Source organism: Pseudomonas baltica (assembly GCF_031880315.1).
GTDB lineage: Bacteria > Pseudomonadota > Gammaproteobacteria > Pseudomonadales > Pseudomonadaceae > Aquipseudomonas.
Genome location: NZ_CP134771.1, coordinates 6,064,922 through 6,080,687 on the forward strand (window position 1 = coordinate 6,064,922; position 15,766 = coordinate 6,080,687).

Sequence of the window (15,766 nt, forward strand, 5' to 3'; positions counted from 1 at the left end):
AGGTCCCTACCATGACAGTCAGCCTTGCTGCTGCACCCGCGGCCGCTGCCGTGCCACCGGCGGCGTCGACCGGCGCCCCTGGGGCATCGCAAAATCTCTTCGAGCACATGGCCGAAACCGCCAAGGGTGCGCCGCAAGGGGCGAGTCCGACGCAGCTGGGCGACAGCCTGATGGAGCGCCTCAATGGCTTTATCGATCGCCAGCGCACCTTCTCGCAGCAGGCCGATTCGCTGACGCGCAGCAGTGCGCCCAGCGCCAGTCCGGCAACCACTGCTGGTGCTGCAAGCTCGCCCGCGCCGGTCACTGTCGCTCAGGGCCAACCCACAGCGCGGGTCGGCGATGGCCAGATCGACCAGATCGTTCATTCGCTGGGGCGCATGTTCGACTACTCCATCGAAACTCAGATGGTGGTGCGCGGCGCCACGCAGATTTCCGGCTCCGCCAACACCTTGATCAAGGGGCAATGACCATGACCCGCCGCGCCTTGCGCCTGACCCTGATGGTGGTCTTGACCAGCCTGCTGCAGGCCTGCGACATCGACCTCTACACTAACCTCGGCGAGCGCGATGCCAACGCCATGCTCGCGGTGTTGCTGCGCGATGGCATCCCGGCACAACGCAAGATTCAGGACAACGGTCAGCTCAAGCTGGTGGTCGACGAAAAGCGCTTCGCCCAGGCCATGGCGGTGCTCGATGACGCCGGTCTGCCGGCGCAGAGTTTTTCCAACATGGGCGAAGTGTTCAAGGGCAATGGCCTGGTTTCCTCGCCGGTGCAGGAGCGCGCGCAGATGGTCTTTGCCTTGAGCGAGGAACTGTCCCATAGCGTGTCCGAGGTCGATGGGATTCTGTCCGCCCGGGTGCACGTGGTGCTGCCGGACAACGACTTGCTCAAGCGAGTGATCTCGCCATCCTCCGCCTCGGTGCTGGTGCGTTATGACCCGCAGACCGACATCAATGTGCTGGTGCCGCAGATCAAGACACTGATCGCCAACGGTATTTCCGGACTCGATTACGACCGCGTGTCGGTTACCGCAATCAAGGCACGGATGCCCGCCAGCGGCGGCACGCAGCCGGTCATGGCGAGTTTCATGGGCCTGTGGATGCTCGAGCAGGACGTCAGCCGGGCGCGCTGGTTGTTCGGTGTACTGCTGGTGTTGGCGTTGGGTCTGGGCGGCTTTGTCGGTTGGCAGGCGTGGTCGCGGCGCCGCGCGCAGACGCTGTATGCACTGGAGCAGACCCCATGAACCACCTGCTGGCCTGGCGGGCCTTGACCGCACAGCCGCTGCGCTTCGTCGATCACCAGTCACTGCGCGGCTGTTTCGCCCAGTTGCTCTCGGATCGGACCATTGGCGAGATGACCGATTCGGCACGCTTCAGCGCTCGCTTGCTAGCGCTGTTGATGGCGCACTTCCAGCTCGCGCCCCTGGCGCCACTGACGCCCGCCAGTGAAGACGACTTGCCGGTATTGCTGTTGCCACCCACTGCCTTCAGCCGTTTGCCGCGCCTTTGCGGGGCGGTCTGGCATGCCGCCGCGCTGAGCCGTGAGGTACGCGGGGCGGTTGTCTGCGAGTGGCGCGAGCAACTGGGCGCCGAGGTGTTCAACCTGGCGCTGCAACACCGTGAATGGGCCGGCGCGGCGAATCTGCTGCACAGCCCGTCGGCGTTGCTGGTGGCCATCGATCGCGACGGCCAGGCCTGCGTGGCCGATTGGTTTGCCGCGCAGCCTGCGCCGTTGCAGGCGTGGTTGCAGTTGCGCCTGCCACAGGCGGCGCTGGACTCGCAAACTTCGCGGGCAGAGCCTGCTCCCACAGTGTTGCCCAACGCTGTGGGAGATTCTGTGGCTGTGGGCAAGCAGCATCGGCCTCTTCGCGGGCAAGCCTCGCTCCCACAGCACGAGCAGCACCTGAGCCATACACCCGTCGGAGCAAGGCTCGCCCGCGAAGGGGCCGTCAAGGCGCGCAACGAAGCCCTGGACCCTCAACGTATCGAGCTGGTCCGCCGCCTGGCCGTCGTACTCCAGGCGACCCTCGATCAACCCTCCATGGAGCCTGCCGATGTCCCTGCCTGATGACCTCGCCAACAGCCTGCCGCCGCAGCCCGGCGTCCGTATCCTGCGAGCCGCCCAGACGGCGCAGTGGATCGATGGCTACGCCTTCGTACAAGCCGCCGAGCAGCACGCGCGACGTCTGCGCGACGACAGCGAAGCGACCCTGCGCGAGGCGCGCAGCGAGGCCTTCGAGCAGGCCCGTCGGGAGGGGGACGAACAGGTCGCCGCCTTGCTTGCACGCACCGCCACCCGCGCGGATGCCTGGCTGTTGTCCCTGCAGCCGGCGATCGCGCAACTGGCCGTGGCCATCGCCCGGGAGATCATTGGCGAGCTGCCGAGCGACGAGCGCGTCGTGCGTTGCACCCGCCAGGCCTTGTCAGCGTTTCGCCACGACCAAACCTTGACCTTGCAGGTGCCCCGCGCCGAGGTCGACGCGTTGCGCCGCCGCCTGGACCAGGATGGGCTCGATCATATTGGTGTGGCCGCCGACGACCAGTTGGCGCCAGGCGACGCATGCCTGTGCAGCCCGGTCGGTCGCGTCGAGCTGGGTGTGGAGGCGCAGTTGCAGCATATCCGCGCCAGCTTGCTTGGGCATGACGAGCAGGGCGGGGAAGGACGCCCATGACGACCTTGATACAGGCGCAAGATGGCGCCGATCCGCTGATCCAGTGTCTTCACGAGCGTCTTGGCCATGCCCGCCCACGGCCGCTGAAAAGTACGGTGCGCAGCGTCCGCGGGGTCCTGCTGCGAGCCAATCTGGCCGGTGTGCGTATCGGTGAACTGTGCCAGTTGCATGACCCGGACAACCCGCAGCGCCTGAGCGCAGAGGTCATCGGCTTCGACGAGGACGAGGCTATTCTCTCGCCCATCGGCTCGCTGCAAGGGCTGTCCAGCCGCACCTGGATCACCGCCACCGGCAAGGCCCTGGCGGTGCAGGCCGGGGACGCGCAACTGGGCCGGGTGATCGATGCCATGGGCGGCTATCTGGACGGCGAGCCGGCTCTGGGCTTGCTGCACGCGTGCCCACTGTATGCCGAACCGCCGGCGCCCTTCACTCGCCAGCTGATCGAGCGTCCGCTGCAGTTGGGCGTGCGCGCCATCGATGGCTTGCTCACCGTCGCTCAGGGGCAGCGGGTCGGGATTTTCGGCGAACCCGGGGTGGGCAAGTCGTCGCTGCTGGCCAGCATCATTCGCCACAGTGATGCCGGTGTGATCGTCATCGGCTTGATCGGCGAGCGTGGTCGCGAGGTGCGCGAACTGCTCGATGTGCAGCTCGACGCCCAGGCCCGAGCACGCACCGTGGCGGTGGTAGCGACCTCGGATCGACCCGCAGCCGAGCGTGTACGTGCCGCTTATGTGGCCACCGCCCTGGCCGAGTATCACCGCGACCAGGGGCGCAACGTGCTGCTGTTGCTCGACAGCCTGACGCGGTTCGCCCGTGCCCAGCGCGAGATCGGCCTGGCGGCGGGGGAGCCGCCGACGCGGCGAGGCTATCCGCCGTCGTTGTTCTCGGCCTTGCCGCGCCTGCTCGAACGTGCCGGGCCGGGACCTTCGGGCACCATCACAGCGCTGTATACCGTGCTGACCGAAGGTGACGTGGCCAGCGACCCGGTGGCCGAGGAGGCCCGCTCGATTCTCGACGGCCACATCGTCCTCAGCGGCGAGCTGGCGCAGCGCAACCATTTCCCCGCCATCGATGTGTTGCGCAGCCGCAGCCGCTTGATGGAGCAGGTGGCCAGTGCCGAACAGCGGCAATTGGCGGCGCGCATGCGCGAGCTCATTGCCCGGCGGCGGGATATCGAGATGTTGATTCAGGTCGGCGAGTACGTTGCCGGCAGTGACGCGTTGGCCGACGAGGCGATCGCCCGTCACGACGCCATTCAAGCTTTTTTGCGTCAGGCGCCAGATGATCACGCCGACGCGCTGGAGCAAATGCGCAAGGTGTTCGCTTGATGTCCGTTGCCAGGAGCTATTGATGGAGACGCCGCCATGAACGCCAACCAATTGCGGGAATTACGTGCGTTGCGGGTGCTGCGTGAGCAGCGTGTGACCCGAGAGCTGGCGGCCCAGCAGCAGCTGTGTCGCGAAGCCGAGAGCGAGCGTGATGCCGCTCGCCAGCGCCTTTTCGAGCATCGCCAGGCATTGGCCGGCGAAGCCGAGGCGTTGTATGGAAAATTCTCCGAAGGCCTGTCGGTAAAGGCCTGGCAAAACGCCCAGGAGCATTTGCACAGCCTCGAACAGGACCGCCACGCCCTGCAGGCCGACCTCGGTGATATCGAACAGGGCCTGCAGCTCCAGCACCAACAGCGTGACGCCTTGAGCCAGCAGCGCCTGCGTCGCCAACAGCAGGCCGACCAGTGCCAGGACCTGCTGGACCGGCATCTGCAAGACCAGCGCCGCGCCGTCGAGCTACGCGATGACGAATTGCCCGACGCTGCACTGGGAGCACCGCGATGAATCAGGAATTGCCACAGCGATCACGACAGGCAAGGGCCGCTGCGCCAGGCAGTTGGATACCGACAGAGTCTGCCGATGTTCGCCCATTGCAGGTGCCAGAGTGGCCGTCAGGGCCTGCCGAGATTACATTGCACAATCGCCTGCACTTGCGTCGCCAGCCGTGGCAAGGCGAGGTGATGGGGCAGTCACTCAGGGTCCAGTGGGGCAAAGACGAGACCGTGCTCGACGGTGATCATCTGCTATTGCTGTGCGCGTTGGGCGAGGCTCGGTTCGGCTTGAGCCTACCCAGATCAGTGGCTCGGCAATTGGGGGATATGCCAGAGATTTTCGCGAGCAGTGAAGGCCTCTTCGCGGGCAAGCCTTGCTCCCACAGTGCACGGCCTGCCAGCGGTGTAGAGTCGGGGGGTATGCCGGAGATTTTCGCGGGCAGTGAAGGTGTCTTCGCGGGCAAGCCTTGCTCCCACAGTGCACGGCCTGCCAGCGGCGTGGAGTCGGGGGGCGATCCTGGCTCCCACAATGCACGGTCTGCCAGCGGCGTAGAGCCGTGGGAGCAAGGCTTGCCCGCGAAGGGGCCGCAGCATTCACCGCAGCGCCCCAGCCCCGTCGACCTCGCCACCAGCCTGCTGATCGAGTACACCTGGCTGCCACTGCTCGAATCCTTGGAAACGTTGCTTGAGCAGCCGCTACGCATCCTCCCCAGCGCGTCTTTCGAGGCGCCCTTGCGGTTAGATCTGACCCTGCGACTGGGCGACCACGCTGCGCAATCCGCTTGCCTGGTCATGGACGCAAGCAGCGCCGCCTTGATTGTCGACGTCCTCGACCGCTGCTGCCCCAGGGCTCCTCTGGCCTTCGATACGCTGCCCGTCGCCGCACAGCTGAACGCCGGTGACGCGCCGTTGACCGTCGCCGAGTGGCAGAGCCTGCAGCCGGGCGATGTGGTCATGCTCGACCAACCTGCCGATGCCGACCCCAGCCTGGTGATCGGCGATCGGTTGCACGCGTCGGTGCAGGTCGACGGCGGCCGTTTACGGTTACGCCAGCCGCTGAAAACAGTCCCTTTTCCAGTGAACAGGAACCACCCCATGAGTACCCTCCAAGCAACGGACGGCACCCTCGACAGCCTGCCCCTGACGCTCACCTGCCAACTGGGCAGCCATGAATTGACCCTCGCGCAATTGCGGGAGATGGGCCCCGGCAGTGTCCTGCCGCTGACCACCGACAGCGAACGGGTCGAGTTGATAATCAATGGCCGCCGCGTCGGTCATGGCGAGCTGGTGCGCATCGGCAGCGGCCTGGGCGTACGCCTGCTGAGCCTGGCCACTCCATGAACGGCTATCAGCCCAATCTGATCGAAATCATTCTGGTGGTGGCGACCATCGGCCTGATTCCGCTGGCCGTGGTCACCCTCACCGGGTTCATGAAAATCTCCGTGGTGCTGTTCCTCATCCGTAACGCCTTGGGCGTGCAACAGACGCCGCCCAACCTGGTGCTGTATGGCATCGCGTTGATCCTGTCGGTGTACGTGACCACGCCGCTGATTGGCGAGATGTATCACCAGGTGCAGGGTCGGCAGCTGGACATGCAGAACGTCGAACAGCTCAAAGAGTTAGGCGATGCCTTGCGTCCGCCTTTACAGGCGCATCTATCGCGCTTTGCCAACGAAAGCGAGCGCGGCTTTTTCGTGCAGGCCACCGAGACCCTCTGGTCGCCTGAAGCCCGCGCCGATTTGCGTGACGACGATCTGGTGGTGCTGGTGCCGGCGTTCGTCAGTTCGGAGCTGACCCGCGCCTTCGAGATCGGCTTTCTGCTGTACATCCCGTTTCTGGTGGTGGACCTGCTGGTGGCCAATGTGTTGATGGCCATGGGCATGTCGATGGTCTCGCCGACGCTGATTTCCATACCATTGAAAATATTCCTGTTCGTGGCAATCAGCGGCTGGTCGCGATTGATGCACGGGCTCATTCTTAGCTACGGGTGACACCATGGGGCAGGACGTTTTTCTTTCGTTGATGAAACAGGCGCTGATGACCGTGCTGCTGTTGTCGGCACCGGCGTTGGCGGTGGCCATTATCGTCGGCTTGAGTGTCGGCCTGTTGCAGGCGCTCACGCAGATCCAGGACCAGACCCTGCCGCAGGTGGTCAAGCTGGTGGCGGTCCTGCTGGTGATCGTCTTCGTCGGGCCGCTGTTGGCCGGGCAGGTCGCCGCGCTGGGCAGCCAGGTGCTCGACAATTTTGCGCTGTGGACGCGCTGAGCCCCGATGGATATCGGCTTGCCCAGTGCTTTCGTCGAGTTGGCCTACCCGACCATCAGCTCAGCGTCGCTGGCGGCCAGCCGCGCCATGGGCCTGGTGATGGTCACCCCGGCGTTCAATCGTCTGGGGCTCACCGGGATGATCCGGACCTGTGTGGCGTTGGCGGTGTCGGTGCCGATGCTGCTGCCGGTGTTCCAGGCCTTCACCGCCATGCCCGAGCACAACGGGTTTTTCATCGCCGGGCTGATGGTCAAGGAGTTTCTCATTGGCGTGTTGATCGGGCTGCTGTTCGGCATTCCGTTCTGGGCGGCGGAAATGGCCGGCGAACTGGTAGACCTGCAACGGGGATCGACCATGCAGCAACTTCTCGACCCGAGTGGCTCGGGGGAGTCGAGTGTGATGGCGACCTTGTTGACGGTAATGCTGATCACCCTGTTTTTCATGTCCGGGGGGTTCATCATGATGGTCGGCGGCTACTACCACAGCTATCAGTTGTGGCCGGTGACCGCCTTCACGCCGTTGTTCGCCAGCTCGGCGTTGATGGCGATTCTGTCGATTCTCGACCAGGTGATGCGCATTGGCGTGTTGATGGTCTCGCCGCTGTTGATCGCCATGCTGATTACGGACCTAATGCTCGCGTACCTGTCGCGCATGGCGCCCAACTTCCACATCTTCGATTTGTCGCTGCCGGTCAAGAACCTGTTTTTCTCGGTGCTGATGGTGATTTACATCGGCTTCTTGATCCCGGTGATGCTCGACCAGCTGGCGGCCTTTCGCGGTACCGTCGAGGTGCTCAAGACGCTGTCGGGCGTGGCCGGATGAACAGGTGCGGCGATGGCTGATACCAGCGAAGAGAAATCCCAGCCGGCCACCGACAAGAAGCTGCGCGAGGCCCGCACCAAGGGCCAGGTCGCCAAGAGTCAGGACTTGGTCTCGGCCATGGTCATCCTCTTGTGCACGTTGTGCATCGCCCTGCTGGTGGCCCGCGCCCAGGCCCAGGTGACGGCGCTGGTCGATCTGGTCGCGCAGCTGTATATCGAGCCGTTCGCGGGTGTCTGGCCGCGGGTCATCGACCTGGCCGAGCAGATTCTGCTCGACCTGACGCTGCCAGTGGTGGCGGTCACGGGAGGGGCGGTGATCCTCACCAATCTGATCACCATGAAGGGCGTGGTGTTCGCCGTCGAACCGATCAAGCCGGACTTCAAACGGATCAATCCTGGCGAAGGCTTCAAGCGCCTGTTCGCGATGCGCAACTTCGTCGAGTGCATCAAGGGGCTGGTCAAGGTCAGCCTGTTGGGCCTGGCGTTTTACGTGGTCGGGCGTCAGGCGTTGCAGGCACTGATGGAGGCCTCGCGGTGTGGCGCGGGCTGCATCGAATCGACCTTTTACGCGGTGCTCAAGCCGCTTGTGTTTACCGTGCTGGCGGCGTTTCTGTTACTCGGCGCGGTGGACGTGATGATGCAGCGCTGGTTGTTCGGCCGGGACATGAAGATGACCCACAGCGAACAGAAACGCGAACGCAAGGACACTGACGGCGACCCGTTGATCAAGCGCGAGCGGCGCCGTCAGCGCCAGGAAATGCAGGCCTTCGCGACCCAGCTGGGCCTGGGGCGCGCCTCATTGATGATCGGCGACGGCAGCGGTTGGCTGGTGGGGCTGCGCTATGTACGCGGCGAAACCCCGGTGCCGGTGGTGGTGTTCCGGGTCGAGCCGACCCAGGCCCAGGCCAGCTTGCTGGAGGCTACCGGGCTGGGGATCGCCATCGCTGCTGACCAGGCGCTGGCAGCGGATATCGCTCGGCGCGCGGTGGCCGGTGATCCGATCCCGGACCACTGTTTTCAGGCGGTGGCCGACTTGCTGGTGGCGGCGCGCTTGATCTAGCCTGCCAGGTTGCCCTGAAGGCGGCGCAGCGGCAGCGGCTCGTCGACGCGCTGCGTGTCGGCGGCAATGCGCGTGGTCCAGAAACTCAGGCCATGGCGTTGTGCGCATTCGTCGGCCTGGGCGAGCAAGCCTTGCAAGCGCTCGGTACTGGCCGCCGGGCCTTGGCGGCGCAGCAGTTGCGCCTGCACGCGCAGCAATTCCGGCACGTACCATAACTCCTCGCGGCTGCGGACCAGCGTGAGGGTTTCTTCGAGCATTTCCAGCCCCAGCTCCTCCAGCCCCAGCAGCGCCAAGCCTTGCGCGTACTCGCAGCGCAACAGGCTGTAGAGCGGCGAATGGCCCTGGTCGCGCAGCTGGTTAAGGGCTTCGCCGAGCTGCGGCACGCCAATCTGTGGTGCGCCGTCGCGAATCGCCAGAATGCTGTCGAAACAGCGCGCCAGTTGCCGCCACAAGTGCAGCTCGCGGCCTTGTGAACTGTCCTTGAGCAGGGTCATCAATTGCCGGGTCTTGTGCAGGCTGCCCACCATCAGGGTGATAGGTATGGCGCTCAGGCACAGGGTGTACCACAGGCTGGCGGGGTGGCAGAGGTTGATGGCGTCCTGGACGTTGGCGTCGACGGTCAGCAGCGCTTGGCCGATATTGCCTTCCAGCAGTTGCACCTGGGCCAGCAGCGAGCGCGTGGCGATGCGCTGGTCGAAATGCATCTCCACCAGGTGCGAGCGGGCGCAAAGCGGTGAGCTCAGCGCTTGCGCCACGGCCTGACGAGCACCGGCAAGGTCGGCCATGTAGAACAACGGTACGGCGCGCATCCGCATCCCGAGCATCTGCCGATCGCCCTGCAACGGATTACGCGCATGGGTCAAGAACTGGTCGGCCAGGGTCAGCGCCAGGCGATGCTGGTTGGTGCAGATACGGTCGTTCCACAGGCCCCAGATCGCGCGCAGGGCGCTGTCGGTGTCACCCAATGCGTCGGCGTCGATACGCACCTGGGCCCAGGCTTCGCGCATCTGGCTGCTGGCCCCATAGGTGAGCATCAGCAAGCTGGCGCTGACGGTCAGCAGGCGCATGCGTTGGCGTGCCGTGACCGGGGGCGCCAGTGGTGCATTGCTCAGGCCTTGCTTGACCCACTCATGGCATTCGCCGATCAGCGACAAACGCAACAACAGCGGCGCACTCAACAAAGTCAGCTCGACCGCCAATGGCCGATCGCCGACGTCGGCATAGGCCCACTGCAGTGCGCCGCGCAGGGTGTCGATCTCCACGGCATATTGGTTGAGCCAGTGCTCGGGGCGCAGACGGTCCAACTGTTGGTTGGCACGGTGCATGAGCTTCAGCGCCCACAGGGCGTGGCGATGGAATACCAGGCGGCCGGTGCCTGCCTCATCGAGTTTCTGCACGGCATAGAGGCGAGTCGTTTCGAGCAACCGATAGCGTTTGCCATGGGGGTGTTCGGCCAGGCTCAGCAGCGATTTGTCGATCAGATTTTCGAGCAGTGGCAGGGCATCGCGCACATCGTCCAGGCCGAGATCGATGACGGCCTTGACCGCCTCCAGGCTGAAGGAACCCTTGAACACTGCCAGTTGTTGCAGCAGTGCCTGCTCATCACTGCCGAGCATGGCGTAGGTCCAGTCCAGCGCAGCACTCAACGAGCGCTGGCGCGCCAGTGCGGTGCGCCGGCCAGTCATCTGCAAGCGAAAGCTGCCGTCCAGCAATCCGACCAGATCTCGCAGGCCGAACGCCCGCACTCGCGCCGCCGCCAGTTCGATGGCCAGCGGGTTGCCATCGAGCTTGCGGCAGATACAGGCGACATCGTCGAGGTCGCCAGCGCTGAAGACGACATCGGCATCGAAGCCGCGCACCCGTTGCATGAACAGCTGTAGTGCCGGGTATTGCTCGACGTCCTCGACACGCAGTCGCTGGTGCTCGGCAGGGACCGGCAAGGGCGCGAGTTCATGCACGTACTCGCAGGCAGCGCGCAGCGGCTCACGGCTGGTGACCAGCACATGGATGCGCGGGTTATGCAGCAGCAGCGTTTCTACCGCCATTGCGGTGGGCTCAAGTACATGCTCGGCGTTGTCGAGCACCAGCAGCAGGTGGCTGTCGCCCAGGGTGTCGGCCAGCTCCTGCAAGGGCGTCGCGGTTTCGGTCGCGATGCCCAGCGCGCAGGCGATCATGCCCTGCACCGGTTGCGGGGCGTCGATAGGGGCCAGGTCGATAAAGCGTACGCCATCGGCAAAGTACGGCTGCAAGCGGTCGGCGAGGGCCAGGGCGACAGTGGTCTTGCCCATGCCTGCGGCGCCCGTGAGCGTCAGCAGTCGATGCACCTGGAGCTGCGTGCTCAGGGCCTCGAGCAACGCTTCACGGCCGACGGCGGTGACCGCGCTGGGCATGCCTTGGGCGGTGCTGTTTGTGATCGTCAGGGGCGCCAAAGGCTGCGGCATGTTCGTGATGGCGCTGGGCGACAGTATCGGGGTGGCGGGCGCCGCAGCCATTGGCGCATCGACTGCAGCCGCCGGCGGCGCGCTGGGCGTTGCACGTAGAGGCGCGCTGAAGCGGTAACCGCGCCCTGGCACGGTGCTGATACAGCAGAAGTTGCCCTCGGCGCCAAGCACTCGCCGAAGGCTGACAATCTGCGCGCGCAAATTGCACTCCTCGACTACCGCCCGTGGCCAGGCCAGCGCCAGCAATTCGTGCTTTTCGAACAGATCGCCCGGGCGGCTGGCCAGGGCGACCAGCAGAGCCATGGCGCGGCTGCCGAGGTTCACCGGCTGACCGTCGCGCAACAACAGATGCTGGCGCGAGTACAGCGCAAAGGGGCCGAAACACAAGGGGGCTTCGGCCAGGTCCGTGGCCGGCGCGACGAGGTCGACGGACGTTGCAGAGGTCGGCGTACGGGCATTCATGGTGAAAAGCCTTCTGTCCTGGCGCCGGGCGTTCACTATCGAACAGGCGCTCTTTTTGGTCCTGCGGTCGGGTGACCGTGCTTGCGGTTTGCGCAGTGCACCATCGATGGGCAAGCGTTGCGCAGTGGTGCTGGAAATCCCTAGCGGATAAAAGGGTCAAGTGAAAAGTTGTTTAAATTTATAGCAGGTTATGTGCCATTTGTTACAAATAAGCAGGGGGTGGTTGAGCATTGCGCTCTGCGGGCTGCAAATCTGAGTGGCCTGTCGCAAATGCAGCGAGGGGGCTTGCCCCCGATGAACTTTCAGACGTGGTGGTGTCTGCAAAATCCATCGGGCGCAAGCCCCCTCGCTTCACACGAGTGTCACCTCAGTCGCGGGTAGCGTGTGCCCAGCGCAGGTCCTGACGCGGGGCTTTTATCTTGATCCGCGACGTGGCCTTGGTCAGCACCGGTTCATGTACCGGTTCCGGGTCGCGCAGGAAGGTCATCATCACCGCGCTCAACGCATAGAGCCCGGTAAACGCCCAGACCACACCGCCCAGGCCGAAGCTTTCGTTGAAGATCGCCACCACCGCGGGCCCGACCCAGGTCGAAGCGCCTGCGCCCAGGCTCAACACCGACAGCGCCGCAGCTTTGTTCTGCGGCGCCAGCGCCGGTGCCAGGGCCGACAACGGCACGAAGCACGCCAGGGTCAGGCCATAGAACGCGCCGAACACCGAGGCTAGCATGAAGTTGTGCGGGAACGCCTGAGGCATGAAGAAGAACAGCGGCGTACTGATGGTGCTGCCGACTGCGCCCAGCCACAGGATGGTGTTGCGATAACCGATGCGCGTGCTGATCACGCTGGACGTCAGGTTGCCGATGATGTTGAACACGAAGACGATGGTCAGCAGGCGCAGCCATTGCTCCAGGGTAAAGCCGACGGTGTCCATGAAGAACCCCGGCATCACGATGAGGAAGCCGAACATCGACGAGGTATTGATGATCCGCACCAGGCCCACCAGGCTGACCTTGGGGTTGGTCCACATGATCGTGATGTTCTTGGTCATCGAGCGCAGCGGTTTTTCGCCCTCGGGGGCGAGGCGCTGCATGCCGTGGGCTTCACGCATGCCGATCAATCCGATCAGCCCACCGAACACCACCAGCGCGAACGATAGCCAGAACGTCTGCAGGGCGCCGATCAGTGGAATGGCGAAACTCGCCACCAGCGAACCCAGGGTCGGCAGGCCAGCGGCATAGGCCACCCAGAACCAACCTACCGCCAGACCCATCTTGCGCGACGGCGTAGCGGCTGCGATCCACACCAGAAAGCCGTAGGCGAACAGCGGGTAGCCGAAGCCGCGCAGGCCATAGGTGAGCAGGATCATCGGGTAGCTGACTTTCTCCAGACCGTAGAGCAGGAACAACGTTTCGAACACGCTCCAGATTAGCAGGCCAAGCATCATCACGCGCTTGGGGCCCCAGAGGCTGGAAAGGGCACCGGCCAGCCAGGAGGAGATTGCCACGGTCACGCCGTACAGGGTGAAGACCACCGCGATGCGGTCGTCGGCCATGCCGTGATCACTGAGATAGGGGGAGAGGTAACCGAGTTCGACACCGTCGCCGATCATGAAGATCAGCAAGCCGACGAAACCCCAGAACATGGGGTAGGGAATGCCCAGCATCTTGCAGAAGCGGGAAAGGGGGGTGTTCGGAGTGGATTGATCGCTCAATGTCACGTTCCTTTTTGTTGCACGGCGTTGGCGTACGCCGAATGAATGGCCTCTATGAGGTTGTTGGGCAGACTCGATGACACGGCGATCCACAGGGTGTGCGGTCGGGGCGCGCGAGCAAAATGACAACCGTTGCAGGATCGCCGAGGGTCGACGTCCGATGCCCTGTGAATCTACGTTTTTTATAGATGTTCGAGCAGGTTGCCTTTTTGTTATCGCACCTGAACCGGTTCAGCGCAACCGCTGCGAAGGCTCTGGGGTGCGACATTGCGCCCGGTTGTCGGCGCTCGAGGCCAAGGGGGATGGGGGCTGGGGATGTTTCAAGAAATTTCAAAAAAAGTGGCAATTGGCCCTTGGATTTACAAGGGGGAAACCATTCCCAGGAAAAACGTAAGTATCGTAAATCGGCTTTTAGTGCGGATGATTCTCACTACCATGGGTGGCTTCGCGCCGTTCGCGGTGCCTGGTCTTCAGGATTTGCCATGTCTCGTCTCCTCGCTCCATCGACCCTTGCCCTTGGCTGCTGCTCGCTTTACAGCGTGGCCGTCAGTGCCGAAATTACCCCCATGGAACTGCCCAACCAGGTGGTCACCGCTTCGGGCTTCAGCCAGCAACTCAAGGACGCCCCGGCGTCGATCACGGTGATCAGCCAGGAGCAGCTCGCCAACAAGTCTTACCGTGACGTGACCGACGCCTTGCGCGACGTACCCGGAGTAGAGGTCACCGGCGGCGGCAGTACCAGTGATATCAGGATTCGCGGCATGTCGTCGCAGTACACGCTGATCCTGGTGGACGGCAAGCGGCAGGACTCACGGGCTACGCGCCCTAACAGCGACAACTCCGGCATCGAGCAGGGTTGGTTGCCGCCGCTGGCCGCCATCGAGCGGATCGAGGTGGTACGCGGGCCGATGTCGTCGCTGTATGGCTCCGATGCCATGGGTGGGGTGATCAACGTGATCACCCGCAAGGTTTCGCAACAATGGTATGGCAATGTCCGCAGCGAGCTGACCCTGCAGGAGCGTTCCGCCTCGGGCAATGCCAACAACACCGAGGTATTCGCCGCCGGGCCGCTCATCGACGGGTTGCTGGGGCTGCAACTCTACGGGCAACGCAATCGGCGCGACGAGGATCGCTTCATCCGCGGTTTCAAGGAGCAGTCCACTGACAGCGGGACCGCCAAGCTGGCGCTGACCCCGGACGCGTTCAACACGTTCATGCTGGAAGGCGGGCATACGTTGCAGCAGCGCGACAGCCACCGCGGGCGCGCGGGCACCAAGGACGATCACAACAACTACGCGCGCACCCATGTCGCCCTCAGCCATTCCGGGCGCTGGAGTGCGTTGCACAGCGACAGCTACATCCAGGCCGATCGCAGCACCAACCCCGGCCGTGAGATGGACCTGCGGACCACGCTGGTCAACTCGCAGATGTCGTATTTCGGCGATCGTCATGTCACCACCGTCGGGGGGCAATATCTGTACGAAGACCTGACCGACCTGGGCAATCAATTGGAGGCGGGTGCTGGCCTGAGCACCCTGACACGCTGGTCCTGGGCGCTGTTCGCCGAGGATGAATGGCGCCTCACCGAGGACTTTGCACTCACTGCCGGATTGCGCCTGGATCAGGATGAGAACTATGGCGGGCACTGGTCGCCGCGGCTGTACGGGGTCTATCACCTGGACAGCCAGTGGACGGTCAAAGGCGGGGTGTCCACCGGCTATCGCTCGCCCGATATCCGCGCGGCCGTCGACAATTGGGGACAGATCACGGGTGGCGGTGGCGACCCGGCGATCATCGTCGGCAATTCGAAGCTCAAACCTGAAACCACCATCAGCCAGGAGCTGGCAGTGATCTGGGACGGCCAGCAAGGCGTCAGCGGCGCGCTGACGCTGTTTCGCACCGACTTCAAGGACCGGATCACCTCGCAGCGGCGCTGCGTAGACAGCACCGGCAACGCCTCGGGCCAGTGCATGATCGGCGCCACCGCGTACAAGTTCATCAGTGACCGCATCAACATTGATGAGGCGCAGTTGCAAGGCATCGAGGCGACCCTGGATTGGCAATTGTCCGAGCGCCTGTCGCTGGCCAGCAACTACACCTTCACGGGCTCCGAGCAGAAGACGGGTGCGCTCAAAGGCAAGCCGTTGAACGACACGCCACGGCATATGTACAACACCACGCTGAACTGGCAAACCACCGACCGGCTGGCCTCCTGGACACGGTTGAACTACCGCTCCAGCAGCCTGGAATATTTGCGCAATGGGGATTCTGAATACACGCCGGCCTACACCTTTGTCGACCTGGGCGCGGCTTACAAAGTGACCCCTGACCTCAAGCTGCTGGCCGGGGTGTACAACGTGTTCGACAAGCGGATCGGCTACGACGAGTACCATAAAGTGCTGGATGGTCGACGTTACAGCGTGGGGGTGGATTGGGCGATCTGACAGGGCACCGGTCCCTGCTGTTTCTACCGGGTCGCTGAGAGTTGCGTCGATGTTCAAGCATCGACGCAGCCT

14 protein-coding genes are annotated in these 15,766 nt (G+C 64.0%); 12 read left to right on the top strand and 2 right to left on the bottom strand.

The features are described from left to right. Window positions 1-11 precede the first annotated feature (11 nt). The 11 genes from REH34_RS27665 (at window position 12) to REH34_RS27715 (ending at window position 8,636) form a co-directional block, all read left to right on the top strand. On the top strand, window positions 12-467 hold the full coding sequence (locus REH34_RS27665; RefSeq protein ID WP_311969950.1) for a hypothetical protein: 456 nt from the start codon (window positions 12-14) through the stop codon (window positions 465-467). Further along, window positions 464-1,243 carry a type III secretion system inner membrane ring lipoprotein SctJ gene (sctJ, locus tag REH34_RS27670; protein WP_311969951.1) on the top strand — a complete coding sequence of 260 codons (780 nt, stop codon included), beginning with the start codon at window positions 464-466 and terminating at the stop codon, window positions 1,241-1,243. The genes REH34_RS27665 and sctJ overlap by 4 nt, the downstream gene beginning before the upstream one ends. Then, window positions 1,240-2,067 (top strand): hypothetical protein, encoded by an 828-nt coding sequence (locus tag REH34_RS27675; RefSeq protein ID WP_311969952.1) that lies wholly within the window; start codon window positions 1,240-1,242, stop codon window positions 2,065-2,067. Before sctJ ends, REH34_RS27675 begins: the two co-directional genes overlap by 4 nt. Further along, complete coding sequence (locus REH34_RS27680; RefSeq protein ID WP_311969953.1) at window positions 2,054-2,671, top strand: FliH/SctL family protein; 618 nt, start codon at window positions 2,054-2,056, stop codon at window positions 2,669-2,671. The genes REH34_RS27675 and REH34_RS27680 overlap by 14 nt, the downstream gene beginning before the upstream one ends. Beyond that, window positions 2,668-3,999 (top strand): FliI/YscN family ATPase, encoded by a 1,332-nt coding sequence (locus tag REH34_RS27685; RefSeq protein WP_311969954.1) that lies wholly within the window; start codon window positions 2,668-2,670, stop codon window positions 3,997-3,999. Before REH34_RS27680 ends, REH34_RS27685 begins: the two co-directional genes overlap by 4 nt. 36 nt (window positions 4,000-4,035) lie before the next feature. Next, entirely contained in the window at window positions 4,036-4,503 is a 468-nt protein-coding gene (locus tag REH34_RS27690) for a hypothetical protein (protein ID WP_311969956.1), read from the top strand. A gap of 128 nt (window positions 4,504-4,631) precedes the next feature. After that, window positions 4,632-5,831 carry a type III secretion system cytoplasmic ring protein SctQ gene (gene sctQ / locus REH34_RS27695; protein WP_311969957.1) on the top strand — a complete coding sequence of 400 codons (1,200 nt, stop codon included), beginning with the start codon at window positions 4,632-4,634 and terminating at the stop codon, window positions 5,829-5,831. Next, window positions 5,828-6,481, top strand: a complete 654-nt coding sequence (gene sctR, locus REH34_RS27700) for a type III secretion system export apparatus subunit SctR (protein WP_226502280.1) — start codon at window positions 5,828-5,830, stop codon at window positions 6,479-6,481. Before sctQ ends, sctR begins: the two co-directional genes overlap by 4 nt. Window positions 6,482-6,485: 4 nt before the next feature. Further along, window positions 6,486-6,755: an EscS/YscS/HrcS family type III secretion system export apparatus protein gene (locus REH34_RS27705; RefSeq protein WP_226502281.1), complete on the top strand. Its 270-nt coding sequence runs from the start codon at window positions 6,486-6,488 to the stop codon at window positions 6,753-6,755. Window positions 6,756-6,761: 6 nt separating this feature from the next. After that, window positions 6,762-7,577 carry a type III secretion system export apparatus subunit SctT gene (sctT, locus tag REH34_RS27710; RefSeq protein WP_311969958.1) on the top strand — a complete coding sequence of 272 codons (816 nt, stop codon included), beginning with the start codon at window positions 6,762-6,764 and terminating at the stop codon, window positions 7,575-7,577. A gap of 12 nt (window positions 7,578-7,589) precedes the next feature. Further along, window positions 7,590-8,636 carry an EscU/YscU/HrcU family type III secretion system export apparatus switch protein gene (locus REH34_RS27715; RefSeq protein ID WP_311969959.1) on the top strand — a complete coding sequence of 349 codons (1,047 nt, stop codon included), beginning with the start codon at window positions 7,590-7,592 and terminating at the stop codon, window positions 8,634-8,636. On the opposite strand, the gene REH34_RS27720 is transcribed toward REH34_RS27715, so the two are convergent. Continuing rightward, window positions 8,633-11,539 carry a winged helix-turn-helix domain-containing protein gene (locus REH34_RS27720; protein ID WP_311969960.1) on the bottom strand — a complete coding sequence of 969 codons (2,907 nt, stop codon included), beginning with the start codon at window positions 11,537-11,539 and terminating at the stop codon, window positions 8,633-8,635. The two genes, REH34_RS27715 and REH34_RS27720, sit on opposite strands and share 4 nt — an antisense overlap. Window positions 11,540-11,906: 367 nt before the next feature. Beyond that, window positions 11,907-13,250: an MFS transporter gene (locus REH34_RS27725; RefSeq protein ID WP_311969961.1), complete on the bottom strand. Its 1,344-nt coding sequence runs from the start codon at window positions 13,248-13,250 to the stop codon at window positions 11,907-11,909. Between the two features lie 482 nt (window positions 13,251-13,732). Between REH34_RS27725 and REH34_RS27730 the strand changes: the two genes are divergently transcribed. After that, the gene (locus tag REH34_RS27730; protein WP_311969962.1) at window positions 13,733-15,694 is read left to right on the top strand and encodes a ligand-gated channel protein; all 1,962 of its coding nucleotides are present in this window, start codon (window positions 13,733-13,735) and stop codon (window positions 15,692-15,694) included. Window positions 15,695-15,766: the final 72 nt, after the last annotated feature.

Excerpts from the sequence above, each read along its gene's own strand:
- REH34_RS27665 (WP_311969950.1), top strand. The coding sequence starts at position 12 with ATGACAGTCAGCCTTGCTGCTGCACCCGCGGCCGCTGCCGTGCCACCG.
- sctJ (WP_311969951.1), top strand. The coding sequence starts at position 464 with ATGACCATGACCCGCCGCGCCTTGCGCCTGACCCTGATGGTGGTCTTG.
- REH34_RS27675 (WP_311969952.1), top strand. The coding sequence starts at position 1,240 with ATGAACCACCTGCTGGCCTGGCGGGCCTTGACCGCACAGCCGCTGCGC.
- REH34_RS27680 (WP_311969953.1), top strand. The coding sequence starts at position 2,054 with ATGTCCCTGCCTGATGACCTCGCCAACAGCCTGCCGCCGCAGCCCGGC.
- REH34_RS27685 (WP_311969954.1), top strand. The coding sequence starts at position 2,668 with ATGACGACCTTGATACAGGCGCAAGATGGCGCCGATCCGCTGATCCAG.
- REH34_RS27690 (WP_311969956.1), top strand. The coding sequence starts at position 4,036 with ATGAACGCCAACCAATTGCGGGAATTACGTGCGTTGCGGGTGCTGCGT.
- sctR (WP_226502280.1), top strand. The coding sequence starts at position 5,828 with ATGAACGGCTATCAGCCCAATCTGATCGAAATCATTCTGGTGGTGGCG.
- REH34_RS27705 (WP_226502281.1), top strand. The coding sequence starts at position 6,486 with ATGGGGCAGGACGTTTTTCTTTCGTTGATGAAACAGGCGCTGATGACC.
- sctT (WP_311969958.1), top strand. The coding sequence starts at position 6,762 with ATGGATATCGGCTTGCCCAGTGCTTTCGTCGAGTTGGCCTACCCGACC.
- REH34_RS27715 (WP_311969959.1), top strand. The coding sequence starts at position 7,590 with ATGGCTGATACCAGCGAAGAGAAATCCCAGCCGGCCACCGACAAGAAG.
- REH34_RS27720 (WP_311969960.1), bottom strand. The coding sequence starts at position 11,539 with ATGAATGCCCGTACGCCGACCTCTGCAACGTCCGTCGACCTCGTCGCG.
- REH34_RS27730 (WP_311969962.1), top strand. The coding sequence starts at position 13,733 with ATGTCTCGTCTCCTCGCTCCATCGACCCTTGCCCTTGGCTGCTGCTCG.